This is a genomic window from Streptomyces sp. NPDC001617, assembly GCF_053596855.1.
In genome coordinates this window covers 1-17407 of record NZ_JBSFHA010000140.1, presented here as the reverse complement: position 1 = coordinate 17407, position 17407 = coordinate 1, and the positions used below count along the sequence as shown (strand labels likewise).

10 protein-coding genes are annotated in these 17407 nt (G+C 70.6%); all 10 read right to left on the bottom strand.

All coding sequences use genetic code 11. From position 1 onward, the window contains the following. The coding region (locus ACWC09_RS50335; protein ID WP_450858768.1) for a WXG100 family type VII secretion target at positions 1-923 on the bottom strand (923 nt) is incomplete at its 3' end. A gap of 102 nt (positions 924-1025) precedes the next feature. Beyond that, on the bottom strand, positions 1026-1565 hold the full coding sequence (locus tag ACWC09_RS50330; protein ID WP_450858766.1) for a hypothetical protein: 540 nt from the start codon (positions 1563-1565) through the stop codon (positions 1026-1028). Continuing rightward, complete coding sequence (locus tag ACWC09_RS50325) at positions 1565-1858, bottom strand: WXG100 family type VII secretion target (RefSeq protein WP_450858764.1); 294 nt, start codon at positions 1856-1858, stop codon at positions 1565-1567. The genes ACWC09_RS50330 and ACWC09_RS50325 overlap by 1 nt, the downstream gene beginning before the upstream one ends. Before the next feature lie 33 nt (positions 1859-1891). Further along, positions 1892-2233 carry a WXG100 family type VII secretion target gene (locus tag ACWC09_RS50320; RefSeq protein WP_450858762.1) on the bottom strand — a complete coding sequence of 114 codons (342 nt, stop codon included), beginning with the start codon at positions 2231-2233 and terminating at the stop codon, positions 1892-1894. A gap of 159 nt (positions 2234-2392) precedes the next feature. Further along, positions 2393-5707: a right-handed parallel beta-helix repeat-containing protein gene (locus ACWC09_RS50315; protein ID WP_450858760.1), complete on the bottom strand. Its 3315-nt coding sequence runs from the start codon at positions 5705-5707 to the stop codon at positions 2393-2395. Further along, positions 5704-8853 (bottom strand): hypothetical protein, encoded by a 3150-nt coding sequence (locus ACWC09_RS50310; RefSeq protein WP_450858758.1) that lies wholly within the window; start codon positions 8851-8853, stop codon positions 5704-5706. Before ACWC09_RS50310 ends, ACWC09_RS50315 begins: the two co-directional genes overlap by 4 nt. Before the next feature lie 11 nt (positions 8854-8864). Beyond that, positions 8865-10199 carry a type VII secretion protein EccB gene (gene eccB / locus ACWC09_RS50305; RefSeq protein ID WP_450858756.1) on the bottom strand — a complete coding sequence of 445 codons (1335 nt, stop codon included), beginning with the start codon at positions 10197-10199 and terminating at the stop codon, positions 8865-8867. Between the two features lie 10 nt (positions 10200-10209). After that, complete coding sequence (gene eccD / locus ACWC09_RS50300; RefSeq protein ID WP_450858755.1) at positions 10210-11616, bottom strand: type VII secretion integral membrane protein EccD; 1407 nt, start codon at positions 11614-11616, stop codon at positions 10210-10212. A gap of 112 nt (positions 11617-11728) precedes the next feature. Beyond that, positions 11729-15688, bottom strand: coding sequence for a type VII secretion protein EccCa (eccCa, locus tag ACWC09_RS50295; RefSeq protein ID WP_450858753.1), 3960 nt, complete (start codon positions 15686-15688; stop codon positions 11729-11731). Between the two features lie 43 nt (positions 15689-15731). Then, positions 15732-16406, bottom strand: coding sequence for a helix-turn-helix transcriptional regulator (locus tag ACWC09_RS50290; RefSeq protein WP_450858752.1), 675 nt, complete (start codon positions 16404-16406; stop codon positions 15732-15734). Positions 16407-17407 lie beyond the last annotated feature (1001 nt).

Here is a 17407-nt window from a genome sequence, read left to right as displayed (position 1 = left end):
GTGTTCAGGTTCGGACTGCCCAGCGGATCCCCTGGACTCGCACCACCCGGAAGCGTGGGTGTCACCGGACTGGGCCCGCCTGTGTTCAGGTTCGGGCCCCCCAGCGGATCCCCCGGACTCGCACCACCCGGAAGCGTGGGTGTCACCGGAACCGGCACGGTCGGCGACGTGAAGTTGTTGAGAGGACCCGGGTCGGTCGGCATCGGGGGCAGTGCGCCACCACCATCACCGGTCGTCGGTGTGATGCCCGTCGGGGAGACCTGGTTCAGCATGCGCGTCTCGACGGAGTAGTGACCCGCCAGCGTGTGCAGCACCCTGCGCATGTCGTCCGTCATCATCTGGACGATCTTCGGGCTCTGGCTGACCGGGACCAGCCCGTTCTTCATCGGCTTGATGCCGATTTTCAGCGCCTGCTGCGCGTACCAGTTGTCGATGGTGATGATGTTCGCCTGGGCGACCGCGAGTTGGTTCCCCGCGTCGACGAGGGTCTGCGCGACCGATTCGCCCGTGCTCCCCCCGGCGAGCGCCTTGGTGCTGGCAGCCACCTGACTGGAGAACGTCTGCATCATGTCCATGAAGGCATCCGCCGCAGCGCCCTTCCACGGCGAGTCGTCGTTGCCCGCCAGTGCCTGGGCCTGCGCGACCAGGTTCTCGGAGACCATCTGCAGAACGTCATGCACGTACTGGAACGTGTCACCGGCGTCGTAGAGACTTTGCGGGGAGGCCACGGTGTGCGCCCGGTCCACCTCGTTCTGCTGGGACAGGTTAGAACCACCGACGATGACCGCCTCGATCTGTTTCCAGTCCCAGCTGTCGTAGTCGCTCGCCGACCCCATGACAGAGTTGTTGCCGAATATCCCGGAGGTGTTCGTCTCCTGCTTGGTGTTGCCGGAGTCGTAGTTCTTCTTGGGTGGCTTTGCCATGGCGTCCAAGCTTCCGTTCGTGCCTGCGGGGGGGCGAACGCCTAAAGCGGCGTCAGGCGCATCCGCACCTGACGCCGCCCCAGGCAGCAGTACAGCTTGTTCTCATCCGCCGGAGCCCATCTTGGTGAAATCTCCCTGAGCGGACTTCATCGCGTTGTCCAGATCGTCGGCCGTCATCTTGGATTCTTCTTCGACGGTCGTGTACTTCGCACTCAGCTTGCGCATACCGGAGCTGATGTCCGCCAGACCGTCACCCAGATCGTGGAGCATCTTGAGGTAAGTGTTCTGGATTCCGGAGTCACCGTTGGCTCCACAGGTGACCTCCCGGAGCGCGTAGGCGTCGTAGAACGCTCCCGGATTGACCTGTTTGAGCGACAGGAGCTTCTGGTACGCGTCCTGTACCGGCTGCCCGAGTTTGTCCATGTTGCTAGCGAAAAGATCCATGGACGCCGTGTGGACCGACGTCTCCCCGCCACTGCCGGAACCGCTGCCCGGGACCGCCGGCGGGGTGAGGTCCTTCTTCTGCGGTCCGGACCGGGTGTCCGGCGCATGGAAGGTCGTCGAGTCGAACTCCTGGGGCTTGGGCGGAGGAGGCGCCTTCTTCTTGCTGGGCCCCCAGTCGATGGAGTTGGTGTCCACCATCAGCGGTTCCAGATGCTCACGCCGGTCCGCTCACCGTCGGCGTAGTGCTGGATGATCTCGTTCAGTGCGGCCTGGGCGGCCTGGGCCTGCCTCGTCATGTCCTCGGCCCCGTTGGCCCACAGGTTCCGCTGGTGGTCGAAGAGGTCGCGCGCGCCGCTCTCCCAGAGGAGGATGGCCTTCATGGTGCCGCTCTGCAGTTCCTGCAGGAACGACTCGATCTGCGAGGAAATCTGGCGCATTTCCGTGGTCGCGCTCTCGAGGCCGTCAAAATGGAGACTGTAATCCGCCGCCATGTCCTTCTCCTGTTCGTTGGAAGTCGGGTGTTCTCAGAAGCCGGGGAGCGGCGGAGCGGTGATGCCGGCGGCCGCCTGCTGGGCCCTCTGGATGGTCGTCTCGTTCGTCTGCGTCAGCACGCTGGTGTTCTGGGACAGAGCGTTCTCCATGCCGTTGAGCACCGTGATCACCTTGTTGAAGTCGGCCAGCCAGTTCTCAAGCGCCCGCTCGAACGACTGGTAGGCCTGTCCGGTCCACGAGGCGCTGATGTTGCTGATGGTCGAGGACATCGCCTTGTACTGGCTGTCGAAGTTCGCGACGCCAGTCGAAAAGGTGTTGATGGCCGCGTGGAGTCCCTGAAGGTCGACCTGAGTCAATCCTGCTTGGCCCGCCATGGGACCCTCCCTTTTCTCGTTTTTGTGTTCCTGGTGGAACCCTCTGAGTCAGATCTTCTCGAAGACCCGGGGCCAGTGGAATGACACTCGCCTTCCCTTGCCCCGTCCACCAGCGATAGTTGCCCCGACGACTCCCTCAGGCTCGCAGGCCGGCTGTCGTCAAACCCCCGTGCCCGCCCCGGCCAGGGCCGGGCTGTCCTGTTCCGGAGGCACCTGACCTGCGCCGTCGGGTGCGGCAGCGGCAGCCGGACGGATGGCAGGGGAGTCGGCCGCGGCCAGGCGTTCGGCGAACCGGTGCGCCCCGTACGCGCCCGCCGGAGGCGGGGAGTCCGTGAAGTGCTCGGCGAGCGAGCCGCGCACGTGGTCGTCGACGGTGAAGCCCCGTGCCGTCAGGTAACGCAGCGAGAGCTCGGCCAGCTCCGCTCCGGAGTAGTCGGCGAACGGCAGGTACTCGACGAAGCAGGCGGCCAGTTCGGAGCCGGGACGGGCGTTAAGGACCTGCGCCAGGGCCGCCTCCTCACCACACAGCGCCAGCGCCACCTCGGCGTTGGCCTGCGCGGCGGCGCGCAGCGCGCTCAGCACGGCGCCGCGCTCGGGCTCCGGGCGGGCCAGGAAGGCCTGGTCCAGTTCGAGCAGCAACAGGCCGCCCGCGGCTTCGTCGAAGAGCGCGGCGGCGAACGTCTCGGCCTGCTCCCGCCAGCGCGCCGGAAACGCGGACAGCTCCTGCCGGTGCACTGCTCCGGTCTGAAGCAGCCCGGATTCGGCGAGGCAGCGCGCGTACAGCCCGGCCACGGCGGTTCGGCCGCTGCCCTGCCTGCCGGCGAACACCAGGTTCATCAGCCCGGCAAGCGGTTGGCGCTGCCGGTTGAGCTCGGTGAGCCCGGCGATGCGCGCGAGGAGCGAGGCGCGGACCACCTCCAGTCCGACCAGGTTGGCGATACGGCGGCTGCTGCGCGGCTCCGGCTGCCGGTCGTCCCCGGCGCCGGGGACGGCGGGCTCCGTCCCGGGCGCGCTCTCCACGTCGTCGGCCGCCAGACGCGTGAACTCCGAGTCGGCGGTGGGTGGATGGGCGGCAAGGCGGGACGCCTGACGGTTGATCATCGACTCGAACAACTGGCGGGCCACACGGCCGTTTCCGAAGGTAGGCCCCTTCGGGATCCGCTCGAAGTAGGCGGTCAGCGCCTCCAGCGCGGAATCGGTGAGCTCGTAGTAGTGCTTGCCGCACAGGCCCCGGACGATCGTCACCAACTCGTCCACCGAGTAGTTGGGGAACTCGACGGTCCGGGAGAAGCGTGACGCCATGCCGGGGTTGGAGGACAGGAACTGGTCCATCTGCTCGGAGTAACCCGCGACGATGACCACGACCTCGTCACGGTGGTCCTCCATGAGCTTCATGAGGGTCTCGACCGCCTCCTGTCCGAAGTCGGGGCCGCTTCCCTTGCTCTGACTGGTCAGCGTGTAGGCCTCGTCGATGAAGAGCACACCGCCGATCGCCTTGGTGAAGACCTCGGTGGTCTTGATGGCCGTGGCACCGATGTACTGCGCGACGAGATCGGCGCGCGCGACCTCCACGATGTGGCCCTTCGCGAGGATGCCCAGTTCGGCGAGGACCGCGCCGTAGAGCCGGGCCACCGTGGTCTTGCCGGTGCCCGGGGGGCCGGCGAACACCAGGTGCCGGCTCATCGGAGGCATCGGCAGCCCCATCTCCTCGCGGCGCTGGGCCATCTTGTTGAGGTTGATGAGACCGGTGACCTCGTGCTTGACACTCTCCAGCCCGACCAGCGCGTCGAGTTCGGCGAGCGGTCCGGTGCCCATGTGCTGCGCGGTCGCCGGCGCGTCGGACTGCTCCGCCCCGTCCTCCGGCCGCCGCCTTCCCTTCGAACCGCGGCTCCCGGTCGTCTCCTGCGGCCCGTCGCCGCCGGTCAGGTTCCTGGCCGAGAACTGCGGGTTGTCCCGGAGTTGGTGCACCTGCAGGCCGCCGTTGTCCCGCACTTCGCAGTCGCGCAGGAGTACGGGCTCCTCGGTGTTGGCGCGTACGCCGTCCCCGGCGTTGTCGAAGACCACGCAGTTGCTGATTTCGGCCCGCGCGTTCGCCTGGATGTTGACGCCGTGACCGCGGGCGCTGTGCACCCGGCATCCGACGGCCGTGACCGATCCGCCGCCGGTCACCCGGATCGCGTCGGTCCCGGAGCCGGCGAGTTCGCTGTCCCTCAGGGTGAGTGCCGCGTCCTTGCCGACGAGGGCCTCGCAGCCCTGGAGCCGGGCGGACACCACCTCCGTCTCGGCGCCGTCGGTCACGGCGAGCCCGGAGCCGCCGGAGGTGCGCAGGCGCAGCCCGTGGAACGTGCCGCTGCTCTTCTCGGTCAGTTCCACCGCGTTCGCCCGGTCGGTGATGATCTCGCCTTCACGCAGTACGACCCTGGCGGCGCCCGCCACCCGGATCCCGCCGCCGGCCCCCTCGGCCACCGTCAGCTGCTCCACCTCGGCGGCGGCACCCTCCGTGACGAACAGGGCCGCCCGGTCCGCCTCGCGTACGGCCAGCCGCACGAGGCCGGCGGTGCTGCCGCCGCCCACGACGACGCCCACCGACACCTGCGTGATCTCGCAGTCCTCGAACCGCGGCCGTGACTTCCCGGTGATCCGGACCGCGGTACCGCCCGGGGCGGAGATGCCGCACTCCCTGAACAGCGGGCCCGAACCGGCGGCGATGTGCACAGCCTCCGTACCGGCGCCGGAGAACCGGCAGCCGGTGAGGGTGATCTCGCCCTTGCTGGTGAAGTACGTGTCCACGCTCGCGCTGTCGGTGACGGTGAGGCCCGACACCACCGCCGCGCCGTTCTGCTCGACGACCAGCGCCGGCTTGCTGCTCGCGGTGATCGCCGTGTCCTTGATCTGTACGTTCCCCTGGCCGTTGACGCAGATGCCGTTGCCCCCCGCCCGGTCGATGACGCTCTCCCGGACCGCCAGCCTGCCGCCCTCGGAGACCACGATCGCGGACGAGACGGTGTCCTTCACGACGGTCTTCTCGACTGTGTTGCCGGCGGGCGAGGTCACCACGATGCCGGCGCCCCGCGCCTCGTCGATCCGGCAGTCACGTGCCACCAGCGTTCCCTGATGCCAGGCCAGGATCGCCGTCCATCCCGCGCCGGTGATCCTGCAGGTGTCCAGGGCGGCCTGGCCGCGCCGGATCTCGACGGCGGGCGTGTCGTCGTCTCCGCCGGAGATCGTCAGACCGGACAGCTGCACCGCCTCGGCGTCGATGACGACGGCGCTGCCCGAGCCCACGCGGATGAGCACCTCGCTCGCGCCGCTCGCGGCCGCGATGGTCACCATGCGTGTGATGACCAGCGCTTCCTCGTACGTGCCCGCGGCCACGGTGATCACCGCGCCGTCGGAGGCCGCGCGCAGCGCCTCGCCTATGGACTGGTAGGCGCCGGGACGGTCCCGGGAGACCAGCAGGACCTGTCTCGTCATGGCGTCGTTCCCTTTCTTGGTGGTGCGGTGCCGGCGCCACGGCCGGACACGATCAGCCCCGGTGGGTTGAGGAGAGCACCGAGGGCCGTCGCCGGGAGCCGTACGGCGGGCTTGGCGTCCCGCCACTCCGTGGCGGCCTGCTCCAGACCGGCCATGGCGATGTCGTCCAGCGGGAGACGCCGGATGTCGACACTTCCGTCCGCGCCGATCTCCGGGCCTGTCAGCTCCCGCAGCAGCAGCACGCGCCGTTCCTCGTCGCGGACGCCAAGCACCTTGAAACTGGTGCCGGGCAGGTAGAGCACGCGGTCGGGGACGGTCGGGTCCAGCAGGGCGGTGCGGCGTGCGGTCATCGACCAGATCAGCACGTCGACGTCGCCGGCCATCTCCGGATGCGCGGTGGTCAGCGCGGAACAGAACGCCCACTCGGTGACGAGCCGGCGACTGCCGTACCACTGCCACTCCGCCTCGCGCAGCGTCGTGCGCAGCAGCGTGGCACCACGATAGGACGGCAGGCGGCGCAGCCCTGAGGCGACGCAGCGGGCCAGCGGCACATGGGGGCCGACGGTCGCACCGCGTACGGCGCTGTCGATCCGCTCGGTTCCTCCGGTCAGGTACAACCGGACCGCGACCAGGTCGGTCACGACGTCATCGGCCGACTGCCGGGAGCCGCCGCGCAGTCCAGGGGACTGGGACAGCACCCTCGACACGTGGTTCGCGGCGGAGTCGTAGTGCTCCTTCAGCGCCCGCCGCATCCAGGCGCGCTCCTGCGCGACACCGTGCTGCGGGGGCACGGCGCAGGCTCCGGGCGCGGGCACGGGTTGCACGCGCACGGCAGGCGGCCGGGCTGTGGGGGGCGCGGAAGCGGGCGGTCCCGAAGGGCCGGGGGGCGCTGCCGGCGCCGGAGCGGGTGTTTCCGCGGCGCCGGCGGTTGCTGCCGGGTCCGGTGCGGGGCCGGCAGCCGAAGGAGGCGCCGGGGAGGCAGCCGAAGCCGGGTCCGACGGCGTCTGCGGCGCCGAAGCCGCCGTGGTCTGCGGATCCGCGGTCCCGCCACCGCCGTCGCCGGGCGCGGCACCGGTAGGGGGGGCCGACTCCAGCCGAAGGGACCCCGGACGTATGGGCGCGGGTGGCGAAGGCGGCGCCTCCGACGCGCCTGACGCCACCGGACCGCCGGACGCGCCGGCCGCGACCCCGGGCTCGGTACCAACAGGCCCGGACGCGGCAACCGACGGCTCCGCCACCGGCACGGGCGCGGGCTCCGGGGCAGGGCCGGAGGCGGCGGCTGGGTGCCTGGGAACACCGTCCCCACGCTCAGCCACGCCGCCTTCCGCCGCAGGCGCGCCGCCCGTGGGCCTGGGCACCCCACCGTCGGCCCCATGCTCTTCGCCGGCGGTCGCCGGCCCACCACCCGCCGCTCCAGGCGCCCCACCGATCCCCGAGACACCGACGACAGACCCAGGCACCCCGCCACCGGTTCCCGGCTTCGCGGAGGGGGGTTCGGGGTCTTTCGTCGTTGCTTCCGGTGTGTCACCGGCGGACTCGGAACTGTCCGGTGCGGGCTCCGGCACCTCGGCCGGAGAACCGTTCCCGGCCGCCGCCGAGTCCGGCGTCGACGACTCACGAACGCCGCCCTCGGGCCCAGGCCCGGCCGCCCCGGGTTCCGCCCCGCCCGGGACCCCGGCCGCAGGCGCGGTCTTCCCCGCGCCAGGCCCCGGCGCACCGGCCATGGACCCCCGTTCTTCGGCCGTGGCTCCCGACCGCGATCCACTCGGTACCCCGGCCGTGGGAGCCGCACTCTCCGGCTCAGCAGTCCCCTCGTCCTGGTGGGACCCCGTGACGGTGTTCTCCTCCGCGACGTGCTTCGGGGCGGGCAGCACCCGGCATGTTCCCGGGAGCAGCGGATCGAGCTGCTGCTGGACCTCTTCGGCCAGTGACCGCAGCCGCTGTGCCGTCTCCGGCGTGCCCGTGTCGTAGTGGACGACCGTCCGGCCCGGCACGGCCGGGACACCGTGCACCGCCGGTGCGTCGGCCGACGCCGAGGGGGGACGTAGCCACAGTCCGCTCTGGGTCAGCTCCAGTACGGCGTCGGGCGCGTACTGGTACACGCCCGGGGAAACCTCCGACATGCCGTCCAGTGGCGGATGGTGGCCGCGCAGCACGGGCGGTGACGCGGGGGAGCGGTTCGCGCCCGCCGACCGGTAGACCAGTTCGTCCACGAAGGCGAGCGGGCCTGGGGTACCGTCCTCGCCCAGTACGCGGACCTGCGGACCGTCCGTGCCCGGCTCACCGACCGTCGGCAGCCCGCCGTAGACGGTGACCTCCTGGCCGAACCGTTCGGCGAGTATCTGCCCGAGCGCACTGTCTTCCGGCACGCTCACCGGTCCGTATCGGGCGAAACGCACCAGCGGCCGGGCATCCGGCGCGACGCGTTCCCAGAACCGTTCGATGTCCTCGACCGAGAGAGACGGGCTACCGGGGCACCCCAGTACCACGGTGAGCCGGTCGGACTGGAAGAGGAGGGTGGCCGCCAGCCGTCGACGATGGACGTCCTGCTCGCCCTCGGGGTGGTCCGTGGACCTGAGCCAGACGCCGCCGGGCACGGGTTCGGCCGTACCGCCGTCGCTGGTCGCGAAGGAGCCCTCCGGCACGGCGTGGTCCCAGTCCGGCACGGGGAACCGGCGTGACATCCGGGGAGCACGCCTGTGCGAGGCGAGGCGCGCCCAGGCGGACGAGCGACGCGGCTGGAAGCCCAGCCAGCCGGAGCCGGCGTCCTCCGGCACGAAGAGCACGCCCCCGGCGGCGGGAAGCAACCAGCCGTCCGGGATGAGCACGGTCCGCTCGAGCCGGTCGGCCAGGAGCCGGCCGACCGTCATGGCGGTCTCGCGGCTCGGCCGGCCGGTGATCACCCGGAAGGACCGCCCTCGCCGCTTGAGCAGCTTGGCCACCGCCTCCCAGTCCTCAGCCGGCGGATCCCCGGGGAGATCGACGATGACCAGGGTGTGTTCCGGGTCCTTGGCAAGTCCGCCGGCGAAGGCGCGAACCTGCGGACTGACCCTTCCCCCGCGATGGACCAGCAGCGCACCGCCGACGCTGTGACACTCCAGTCCCGTACGGCTGGAGCCGCGCGGACCGCTCTCGACTTGCACCATGGCCCGAAACCCTAACCGGCGTGTGCCGTGACGGCGGACCGGGCTGCGGTGGTATCCAGCGCCGGACCGGTGGGGGCCAGATCGAGCAGTTGCCGGGGCAGCGTCCGTACCTTGGCCTGACCGTAGCCGAGCGCCGCGACCGCGTTGGTGTCGGCCAGCGGGTACTTCGCCCCGCTGTCGGTGATCAGGAACAGCTGCACTACGACGGACGCCGACGCGGACTGTGCTGTGACGAGCAGCCCCTTGGCCGGCGGTACGAACAGGCCGGTGCGCCGCGAGTCGGCGGCGACCGGCTCGGTCACCGCCGTGCCGCCGTGGGAACTGCCGGCCTTCTGCAGCAGACACAGTGCCGAGCTGCCCGGGTCGAAGGCGGAGCCGGAGAGCAGATCCGGCACAGCGGTCAGCAGTGAGCGGTCGGACGAGACCGGAGCGGCCGCGGTGTCGGCCGCGGTCACGTGCTTAGGTGCGGTGGCGCCGGGTACGGCGCTGAGCAGGGCGAACTCGGTGCGGTTGACAGTGGCGAGGCCGTCGGACAGCAGCACGTACATCTCCCGCGCGCCGGCGGCCGTCGTCTCGAACAGCTGCCCCACCTTCGCGGAACCTCCGGCCACCGAGGGGCCCGGGGAGCCCGCTTTCGGGATGTGCGAGGCGGTCAGCGTCCCGCCGGACGCCACTTGGGCCAGCCATGCCGAGGACACTGGGACGGTCTGCTCGGCCACCAGGCCGAGGGCGACCAGTTCGGCGTGGGATCGCAGCCGGAACGTCCGGCCGTTCCACAGGACGTACGTGGTGTGGTCCGGCCCGGAGAGCAGGACCCGCCGGTCGCGTGGGACGGGGGTGGTGCGGCCGGCGGGGTCGAGGTCGACCAGCGTCTTCGTGCCACCTGGCGGAAGGCACACCGCGCGGCCCCCGTCAAGCAGGTCGGTGACGGGGGGTACGTCGTCGGGTGCGCCGGGGATGCCGAGTTTCGGTCCGCGCGGGACACCCGCGAGGGTTTCGCGGGAGACGGACACCGTCTTGGCGCGGTTCCCGGCGACCAGCAGCGCGGAGGCGTAGTTGACCATGGGGTAGAGCTGCTTGTCGAAGTAGAGGTACCGGTTGCCGGTCTCCTCCTCGACGATGACCGACCCCGGGTTGCGCCAGGCCGTGCTTTCGGCGGGGCTGATCAGGCCGTAGACCGCGGAGCCCGCGGCGAGCAGTACCGCCACCAGGGCGCCGAACTGCGTGCCGAGGTTCCCGCGCCGCATGGGGACCTCGACAGGGCCCGGATCGCCGGCCACCAGGGCGGACACCAGCCGGCCGACGGCGAACCGGTGTGCCTGGACGTGATCGCGTCGATTCTGCACGCCCGCCCCCTCAGCCGGCCAGCGAGCGGAAGTGCCCGTACACGTTGAGGACCTGAAGCAGCAGCGGGACGAGGGCCAGCGCCGTGAGGCCTTCGAAAATCTCGCCGACACGTCCCCATATGGGCCGCAGCCTCGCCCCTGGCAGCCGCCAGGCGCCCACCAGCAGCAGCGCGGCGACGGCGAACAGAACGAACATGGCGCCGATCTGTGCCGCCGGGCTCCCGTGCAGCGTGCGGGACAGCAGGACCAGAACCGCTCCGAGCCCGCCGGCCACCACCAGGGCGATGCGCTGCACCGCGTTGCCCACGCCGCGGGCGCGGAGCAGCACCGCCGCGCTGAACACCGCGGTGAAGACCCAGCCCCACCAATGGGGTATCCGCACCAGCAGGACGCAGGCCACGGCGAAGACCGCGGCGGTGGAGAGGAAGAAGACGCTGAGATAGCCGTCCGCCGCCGCGACCCTGCGATTGACCAGGGCTTCCGGCAACGGGTCGATGCCCTGTTGCAACTCCTCCGCGTTGTGCGGGAGTTCAACGACACGCAGCCTTGCCGCGAACAGTGCCAGGCGCGGCAGGAACGGAGATATGGCGAACATGGCCGCCGCGAGCACCGCAGCGATCCGTGTCGCGTCCCAGGCGAGGACGATCGACAGGAAGGAGCCGAGTTCCACGGCCCCCGCCAGTGTGAGAAGCGTGCCGAACACCGAGATCGGCACCCGGCCGACGGCCAGGACGGCGGCGGCCGCCACTCCGGTGAGCGCGGCTGTGAGCAGGCCGTCCAGCCGTCCGGGCGCGAACAGCCCGGCGGGCCCGACCGCCGCGGACAGTCCGGCCAGCGCGGCGAACGTGCAGGCGCCGAGTCCCGTGATGGTCCCCATCGCCCGGTCCTGCAGGGTCTTGGTCACCACAGCGCAGCCGATGACCAGGCCCACGGCGAGGACGCCGCAGGTGAGCGCGGTCAGCAGGCTCGGGCCGGCGACGGCGACCAGGGCGGTGAGGGAGCCCAGCGCCAGGCAGGCCAGGACGAGGCAGAGCCGCCGGGTCAGCTCCGGGCGCCAGCGCCGGCCCTGGGCGTTGATCGCGGTGGCCACACCGTCGGCCACGTCGTCGAACCGCAACTCCGGCAGGGCGTCGTCCTTCAGCCTCAGGTACAGGACGTCGCCGTCCCGCAGGCCGAGGGTCTCCGGGGTGCCGTCCAGATCCAGCGGGGCCTCGCCGAGCCGCTGCAGCACCCATCTGTCGCCGAGGTCGTCCTCGGTGAGGGCCCGCTTCAGCACGATCGGCAGGAGGGTGGCCACCGTGGCGGTGACGGGCACCGCGAGGTCGGTGCGGCCCCTGGCCGCGCTGACGGTCAGCCGGCAGACGTCGGAGGTCCCCCCGTTCCCGGTGCGGGATGGGGACGACGCGGCGGTGCTCATGGTTCTCCTGCGGTGCGCGAACGGTGAAAGCGGGGCAAGGGGTGGGTGCGTAAGGTCGACGGGATGCGAGGCCGCCGGGACCTGGGTGTGCGGCGCCCTGCGCCTGTCCGGCTCATGACGGAGCCGCCAGACCGGTCTGCAGCAGTCCGACACCGCGCCGGGTGACGAGCTGCGCGCGGCCCGGGGGCAGTGTGCGCGGCTTGGCCTCGCCGATGAACTTGCCTTCCTCCTTGGGGTAGGAGAAGAGCAGCGCCGGGCTTCCCAGCTCCCACATCCGGCGCAGCAGCGGGTCCATCATGGCGCGCATCGCTCCGGAGGTGCTGCGCGCGACCACGAGGTGCAGTCCGATGTTGGCCGCCTGGGCCAGCAGCGGCCCCATGGGCGTCATCGGGTTGTCCATGGCGCTGCCGGTGGCGAACAGGTCGTAGTCGTCGATGAGCATGAACAGCCGCGGTCCTGTCCACCAGTCGCGCTGTGGCAGCCGTTCGGGGGCGATGTCGGGTCCGGGCACCCGGCCGCTGACCGACGCCGCGGCGCTTGCCGCGAGTTCGGTCAGTGCCTCGGTGCCCACGGCGTAGCCGACGCGGTACTCCTCCGGGACGTCCCGCAGGAGCTGCCGTCCGGGGTCGGCGAGCAGGATGCGGGCCTCGGCGGGGGTGTAGCGGGCGGTGATCGCCTTGGCGATCAGGCGCAGCGCGTTGGTCTTCCCTGTGGCGTCGTCGCCGAGGACCATCAAATGCGGGATCTTCTCGAAGTCGTGCCAGACAGGCTGCAGGCGCTTCTCGTCCCAGCCCAGGCAGGCACGCAGGTCACCCTCCGGTGGCGGGAGCTGGTCCACCGGCAGGTTGCTGGGCAGCAGTCGTACGCCCGGTGCCGAGCGGCCGGGCCAGAACGTCTCGATCTCCGCCGCCGCGGCCTTGGTCGCGCTGGTGAGGTCCTCGATGGCCGACGAGCCGTCGAGCCGGGGCAGCGCGGACAGGAAGTGGTGGCCCGAGCTGGTCAGACCGCGCCCGGGGCGCGAGGGGACTCCGGCGGCCTGGCGTGTTCCGACCTCCGACTCCATGCTGTCGCCGAGGCGGAGTTCGAGTTTGGTGCCCATCAGGTCGCGCTGTTTGGGCCGGATCTCCGACCAGCGGACCGCCGAGGCCATGACGTGCACGCCGAAGGAGAGGCCGCGGGCGGCCAGTTCGGTCACGCGGTCCTCCAGTTCCTCGAAGTCCTGCCGGAGGGTGGCCCATCCGTCGACCACGAAGAAGACGTCGCCGTGGGGGTCGTCGATCTGCCCGCTCCTGCGCAGGGCGCGGTAGGCGGCCATCGACTCCAGGCCCATGCTGGTGAACCGCTTCTCGCGCGTCTCCAGGATCTGGGTCAGCTCCTCGACGGTGCGCAGCACCCGATCACGTTCGAGGCGGGTGGCGACCGAGCCGACGTGCGGCAGGCCCGCGACGGAGACGATGCCGCCGCCACCGAAGTCCAGGCAGTAGAACTGGATCTCCTCCGGGGTGTGGGTCAGGGCGAGCGAGAGGATGAGGCTGCGCAGCAGGGTGGACTTGCCGGTCTGCGGTGCTCCGGCGACGCCGACGTGTCCGTCGGCTCCGGAGAGGTCGGCGACCAGGAGTTCACGCATCTGCTCGTAGGGCCGGTCCACCATGCCGAGCGGTACCCTCAGGGCGCCGAGCGCCGGGTACTCGCTCGCGCTCATTCCACGCAGCGGGTCGGGCACGATGCCCGGCAGCAACTGGTCCAGGCTCGGCGAGTCGTCCAGCGGAGGCAGCCACACCTGGCGGGCGGGCGGCCCCGCGTCGGTCAGTCGGTCGATCAGCACCTCCAGTAGGCTCTCGGAGCTCTCCGACTGCTTCTCGTCGTCTTCCGGTTCCGGTTCCGGCGCGGCCGCGGGGCTCGCCGGCAGCACCTGCCGCTGCGCCAGGCCGAAGGGGACGATCTCGGCGGCCGGCCCGGTGTTGCCCTCGCCCGCCGAGGTGCGAATCTGCGGCTGGGGGCAGGGCCCGGAGACGTAGGCGGCCTTGAAGCGGACCAGGTTGGTGGTGTCGATCTTCAGGTAGCCGTGGCCCGGCGCGGAGGGCAGCTCATAGGCTCCGGTGATGCCGATGACGCTGCGTGACTCCATGGAGGAGAAGGTGCGCAGGGCGATCCGGTAGGAGAGGTGTCCGGTGACTTTGTGGATGCTGCCCTCGTCGAGTCGCTGTGAGGCGAGCAACAGGTGGACGCCGAGGCTTCGCCCGACGCGTCCGATCATCACGAACAGCTCGATGAACTCCGGCTTGCTGGAGAGCAGTTCGGAGAACTCGTCCACGATGAGGAGCAGTGAGGGCATCGGGGCGAGCCGGGCGCCGCCGAGCCGTGCCTTCTCGTACTCGTACAGGGAGGGGTAGCCGGCCTCGCGGAGCAGTTCCTGGCGGCGGATCACCTCGCCCTGGAGCGAGTCGCGCATCCGGTCGACCAGCGGCAGCTCGTCGGCCAGGTTGGTGATGACGGCGGAGGTGTGCGGCAGGTTCTCCATGTTGAGGAAGGTGGCGCCGCCCTTGAAGTCGACCAGGACCAGGTTGAGGATCTCGGAGGAGTGGGTCGCGCACAGGCCGATGACCAGGGTGCGCAGGAGTTCGCTCTTGCCGGATCCGGTGGCGCCGATCAGCAGACCGTGCGGTCCCATGCCGTTCTGGGCGGACTCCTTGAAGTCCAGCTCGACGACCTCGCCGTCCTCGGTCACACCGATCGGCACGCGCAGCCGGGCGTGCTGCGGGGTGCGCGGACGCCACTTGGAGGCCACGTCGAAGCCGCGCGGCTCGCGGATGCCGAGCAGCGTGGTCAGGTCGAAGTCGTTCTCGAAGGGTTCGTCGACCAGGTCCACGACGCCGCTGGTGCGCATCGGCGCGAGCTGGCGGGCCAGGCTCTCGGCCGCGGCCGGGCTCAGCCCGTCGGCCCGTGCGGAGGCCGTCCCGTCGCCGGACGGGAAGGTCACCTGGTCCTGCTCGGTGGTCAGGCGCAGCACCTTGGGGCCGCCGGTCATGGCGCCGGTGAGGTCGAGCAGGACGACGTTGCGCAGTCCGGTGCCCAGCAGCCGGGAGCCGGGCGGGATGTGCGGTCCGGCGGCGACGATCACCACGAACGGCTCGGAGACGCTGGGCGCCTCGGACTTGTCGTGGTCGGGGCGGTCGTTGACGTCCTGGCCGAGCAGGTCCATCAGGGCGTCGTGGTCGGTGGCGACCAGCCGCAGCGCACCCGCCGCGTCCCGTTCGCGCGGATGGGCGTTGTGCGGCAGCCACTTCACCCAGTCCCAGTCGGCCCGGCCCCGCTCGTCGGCGAGTACGGCGATGCGCAGTTCGTCCGGCGAGTGGAAGAGGGCGAGCTGGCAGAGCATCGAGCGGACCAGGGCGTACGCCGTGGAGCCGTCGCCGGCGAACTCGACGCTGCTGAAGCTGTGCAGCGAGACGGGGACGGCCATGCCCTCGACCGTCTGGTGGGCCTTGATGAATCTGCGCAGGGAGATCGCCGAGAGGGGTTCGAGGTCCTCGACGGGCTTGGTCTCCGGGGGGACGAAGCGCAGGGCGGCCCGGCGTGAGCCGAGTCCGACCCGCACCCGGGCGAAGTCGTCGTGGCTGGCGCGCCGCTCCCACAGCCTGGGGCCCATCGCCAGCGCCCACAGGTCCTCGGGTTCGGGATGGTCCCAGGAGACGGCGGCCCGCTGCTCCGCCGCGGCCTGACGGGCCTGCTTGCGCAGCTGCGCGAGGTAGCGCAGGTAGTCCCGGCGCTCGGCCCGCATCCGGCGCTTGCGTTCCTTGCCCGACTGCCCGAGCTGGGTCAGGCTCATCGCGATCATGGAGACGCCCATCATCCCGGACATCATGTAGGTGGTGGGCGAGCCGTTGCCCAGGGACAGCCCAACCGCCATGGCCGCCGAGCCCAGGCCCATGGGGAGGAAGGCCAGCGCGGACCCGAAGTCGACGCTCGCCGGCTCACCGAGCACCGGTGGCTCGGCCAGCTCTATCTCGCCCTCGGGCAGCTCTGGAGCGGTGGCCCGCGAGCCGCGCTTCACCGGGACCGTGTTCGTCATCCCCGTCCTCCCGTGGACAGCCACCGGGAGCGCTCCCCGTGGCTCACAGCGCTCCGCAACGCATCGCGTAGGCGACCGCGTGCGAGCGGTTGCGCAGGTTCAGTCGCGTCAGCATGCCGCTGACGATGTTCTTGATGGTCCGCTCCGAGTAGTTCAGCCGCTGGGCGATCTCCACGGTGTCCAGGCCTTCGGCGAGCAGCCTGAGCACCTCGACCTCCCGCTCCTGCAGGCCGCCGGCGGTCAGCCCGTGGGGCACGAGTACCGTGCGCTGTATCGTCCTGACCTGCTCGAGCAGCCATCCGACCATCTGTTCGGGTACGAGTGCGCGGTTCCTGGCGCTGTCCCGGATGATCTTCGCCACGCGGTCCCGGTCGGCTTCCGCGCGTGGCAGGAAGCCGACCATTCCGCTGTTGACCGCCCGCAGGAGGTGGTACTCGCTGATGGTTTCGGCGAGCACCACGATACGCATCTCGGGATTGGTCGACTCCTGGGCGGCGCGTTCCATCCAGCACACCACGTCCTCGGTGGTCTGGTGGACCGTGACCAGCAGGACATCGGCTTCCTGTCTCCGGTCCGGCGGCAGCAGCGTGATCCCCGGGGTGGAACGCAGGCAGGCGACGGCACCCTCGCCGCTGACCGGGTCACCGGCGTGCACGGCCACGCTGATCACCGCGCGCCGTTCGCCCAGCGCCGCCGCCTCTACTGCGCGGGTAGCCATACCGACCGGTCCGTCCAATTCGCTACGGCCGAGTGGCACGCTGCGGCAACGGCGCGCAGCGCGAAAAAACGGTCAGTGGCCATAGACGCTCCAGTGTCCAGAAGTGTGCCGCCCCCAGCGCCCCAGTGGCAGCCTATTGGTCGCGCCGAAATGGCAGAGAGAGCATGGTGGATTCCGGTGCGTACGTTTCGGCGCCCCGGAAAAGTGCTTAATTTTTAGGACGGCGGCATGTGCTGGTCAAGTCAAGAATAAGCAAATCGGCAGCTCGGACAGGCCCTCGATCCCGGCTCTCATCCGTCATGGGCCAGACCTGGGCGGCTGCGGGCGGTTCGCCGGCGATTTCGAAGCGACTGGCAGATCTGGAACTTTACTTGGTCTTCGTTACTTGTTCACAAGTTACTTCCGAGTTTCCCTCGCAAGTTACTTCCGAGTTTCCCTCGCAAGTTACTTCCGAGTTTCCCTCGCAAGTTACTTCCGAGTTTCCCTCGCAAGTTACTTCCGGGTTGTCCTGACAATTGTCTGACCGCTGTATCGCTTATGTAGAGTGTTCCTCCCATCGGCATCTGCACCACTGCGAGGAGGCACTCGTCGTGGTGATGGCAAGCAGGCGGGGCGTGGCCGAAGCCGCGAACGGCGCCCGTGAGCCGGCGGCCCCGTGCAGGACGCTGCCCGAGCTGCGGGAGTCCGTCGGCCGTGGTCCGGATCAGCGCGACACGCGGCACCTGGCCGAGCAGGTACCGCGTGTCGCACCCGCTCCCCGGACACCGGCCGCTGCGCCTTCGGACCGTGCGGCAAACCCGTGTCGGCAGGCCGCGCATGAACCCACAACGGCCTTTCCGGTTGTCGCCGGAGCCGGGATCAGGCCCCTGGGTGCAGTCCGAGCCGGCCAGGCGACGGGTCTCCCTGACGTCGCCGAAGTAGAGCGAAGGTCTGCTTCCAGCGCTCGACTGCCGCGCGGTCGGCCATGAAGCGGGGAATCCGTCGAGATTTCCGTCCTCCGC